This is a genomic window from Streptomyces sp. C, assembly GCF_000158895.1.
In the GTDB taxonomy this organism is placed as follows: domain Bacteria; phylum Actinomycetota; class Actinomycetes; order Streptomycetales; family Streptomycetaceae; genus Streptomyces; species Streptomyces racemochromogenes.
This window is the reverse complement of the sequence record NZ_GG657750.1, coordinates 1,165,897-1,168,667: the sequence shown is the minus strand read 5'-3', so window position 1 is coordinate 1,168,667 and position 2,771 is coordinate 1,165,897. Positions and strand designations below refer to the sequence as shown.

The 2,771-nt window shown below is 74.6% G+C and carries 3 protein-coding genes and 1 pseudogene; all 4 read left to right on the top strand.

Annotation, left to right across the window (positions count from 1 at the left end; all coding sequences use genetic code 11):
• On the top strand, nucleotides 1-336 hold a 336-nt coding region (locus SSNG_RS05090; protein WP_042800556.1), incomplete at its 5' end, for an iron chelate uptake ABC transporter family permease subunit.
• A complete protein-coding gene (locus SSNG_RS05085) occupies nucleotides 333-1,403 on the top strand; it encodes an iron ABC transporter permease (RefSeq protein ID WP_050779550.1) in 1,071 nt (356 codons plus the stop codon). The genes SSNG_RS05090 and SSNG_RS05085, both read left to right, overlap by 4 nt.
• A 38-nt stretch (nucleotides 1,404-1,441) precedes the next feature.
• Complete coding sequence (locus SSNG_RS05080) at nucleotides 1,442-2,293, top strand: ABC transporter ATP-binding protein (RefSeq protein WP_007262728.1); 852 nt, start codon at nucleotides 1,442-1,444, stop codon at nucleotides 2,291-2,293.
• Between the two features lie 102 nt (nucleotides 2,294-2,395).
• Nucleotides 2,396-2,771, top strand: a pseudogene (locus tag SSNG_RS38615) (hypothetical protein); the annotation flags it as partial.

Here is a 2,771-nt window from a genome sequence, read left to right as displayed (position 1 = left end):
GACGTGGCGCGCGGGCTCGGCGTGAACATCCCGCTCGTGCGGGGCGCCGGCATCGTCGCGATCACCCTGCTGGCGGGCGCGGCGACGGCGGCGTGCGGCCCCATCGCGTTCCTCGGCCTGATGACGGCCCACGTGGCCCGGTACCTGACCGGGCCGGACTACCGCCGGCTGGTGCCGTACGCGGGCCTGCTCGGCGCGATCGTCCTGCTGGTCTGCGACATCGCGGGACGTCTGGTGGTGCGGCCGGGCGAGCTGGACGCGGGGGTCCTGGTGGCCCTGCTCGGGGCGCCGTTCTTCGCGGTGCTGGTGTGGCGCGGGAAGCTGGGGAGCGCGTGAACGGGGCGGACGTGAGGGCGGTGGTGATGCCGGGCGTCCGGCTCGGCGGGGTGTCGTTCGTCTGGCGGCCGTGGATCGCGGCGGTCACGCTGCTGCTTGCCGCGGCGGTCTTCCTGCTGGGCTGTCTGTCCATCGGCGTGGGGGAGTTCCCCATCGCCCTGCCGCAGGTGATCGCCACCGTCCTCGGCGGCGGCGAACGGGTCGACCGGTTCGTGGTCATGGACCTGCGGATGCCGAGGGCGCTGGCCGGGCTGGTCGTGGGCGTCGCCCTCGGGGTGTCCGGGGCGATCACCCAGTCCGTCGCGCGCAATCCGCTGGCCAGCCCGGACATCCTGGGGATCACCGGGGGTGCCGGCATGGTGGCGGTCTTCCTGGTCACGGTCTCCGGAGGAGCGGCCGCGGCGGTAGCCGACTCGGTGGGCCTGTCGGCCGCGGCGCTCGCGGGCGGCCTCGGCGCGGGCCTGCTGGTCTACTTCCTGGCGTGGCGGCGCGGGATCGACGGCTTACGGCTGATCCTGATCGGCATCTCGGTCAGCGCCGTGACGGAGGCGGTCACGACCTGGCTGCTGGTCACCGCCGACATCAGGGACGTGGCGCGGGCGCAGGCGTGGCTGATCGGCTCGCTGGACGGCCGCTCGTGGGGCGAGGTCCGGGTGGCGCTCTGGTGCACGCTCGTGCTGCTGGGGGTGGTGGCGTGCGCGGCGTTCCAGTCCAAGCCGCTGCACCTGGGCGACGAGGTCGCCGCCGGGCTGGGCGTGCGCCACTCGGCGGTACGGGCCGTGCTGCTGCTGTGCGCGGTGCTGCTGGCCGGTGTCGCGGTGAGCGCGGCGGGCCCGGTTCCGTTCGTGGCGCTGGTGGCGCCGCAGGCGGCGATGCGTCTGGCGAGGTGCCCGACACCGCCGTTGGCGGCCTCCGGGCTGGTGGGGGCGCTGCTGCTGATCGGGGCGGACCTGGTCGCCCGTACGGCGCTGCCCGTCACCCTCCCCGTCGGCGTGGTCACGGCCGCGGTCGGCGGGCCCTTCCTCGTATACCTGCTGGTGCGGGCCAACCTCCGCCAGGCCGGCTAGCCGGCACACGTTCGGGCACTCACGGAACAGGGGGACCAGTGGCAGCGGAGCACGACACGGGGGCCGGCGGCGGGGCCGGCGGCGCCTCCCGGCTGGCCGCCAGGGGCGTCACGGTCGGGTACGGGGGCCGGAGCGTCATCGAGGACCTCGACGTGGAGATCCCGGCCGGGGTGGTCACCACCATCATCGGACCCAACGGCTGCGGGAAGTCGACCCTGCTGCGGACCCTGTCGAGGCTGCTCAGGCCGACCGGCGGGACGGTGGTGCTGGACGGCGAGGACATCGGCCGGCTCCGCACCAGGGACGTGGCGAAGAAGCTCGGCCTGCTGCCGCAGGCGCCGGTCGCGCCGGACGGGCTCACGGTGTCCGACCTGGTCGCCCGGGGCCGGCACCCGCACCAGGGCTGGCTGCGGCAGTGGTCCTCGGACGACGCCGCCGTGGTGGAGCGGGCGCTGGCGATGACCGGGGTGTCCGACCTGGCCGACCGCCCGGTGGACACCCTCTCGGGAGGGCAGCGCCAGCGCGTGTGGATCTCGATGGCGCTGGCCCAGGGCACCGACCTGCTGCTGCTCGACGAGCCGACCACCTACCTCGACCTGGCGCACGCGATCGACGTCCTCGACCTGGTGGACGACCTGCACGAGGGCGGCCGCACGGTGGTCATGGTGCTGCACGACCTCAACCTCGCCACCCGCTACAGCGACAACCTCGTGGTGATGAGGGCCGGTTCGGTGCTGGCGCAGGGCCACCCGCGCGAGGTCGTCACCGCCGGCCTGCTGCACGAGGCGTTCGGCCTGCGCGCGGAGGTCATCGAGGACCCGGTGGGCGACCGCCCGCTCATCGTCCCGATAGGCCGCGCGCACGTGCGGCGCGGCCCGGCTCGGACATAGATACGGACTCAAGTAAGGCTAGGCTCCCCTTAGTTGGAGCGCTAGGGTGTGGCTGCCCCCGGGCGGCACTGCAATGGACGGCACAAGAGCAAGGGATTGCGGATGCTCCTCCAGCGAACTGCCCCACGCACGGCACCGGGCACGACACCACGCACGGCACCGCGCACGGCACCCCGTACGAACCCGTGGCGGCGGCCGGCCGCCGCCCTCTGCGCCGCGGCCCTCGGGGCCGCCCTCCTCGCCGGATGCGGCTCCGGAACGCCGGACCCGGCCCCCGGCAAGGACGACGGCGCCCCCGCCGCCGCGGCCGGCGCCTTCCCCGTCACCGTGGAGCACGCGTTCGGCACCACCGAGGTCACCAAGGCCCCCCGCCGGGTCGTCTCCGTCGGCTACACCGACGACCAGGCCGTCCTGGCGCTCGGCATCAAAACACGTCGGCATGGTCGACCAGTACCCCAACCCGCCGGGAACGAGCCCC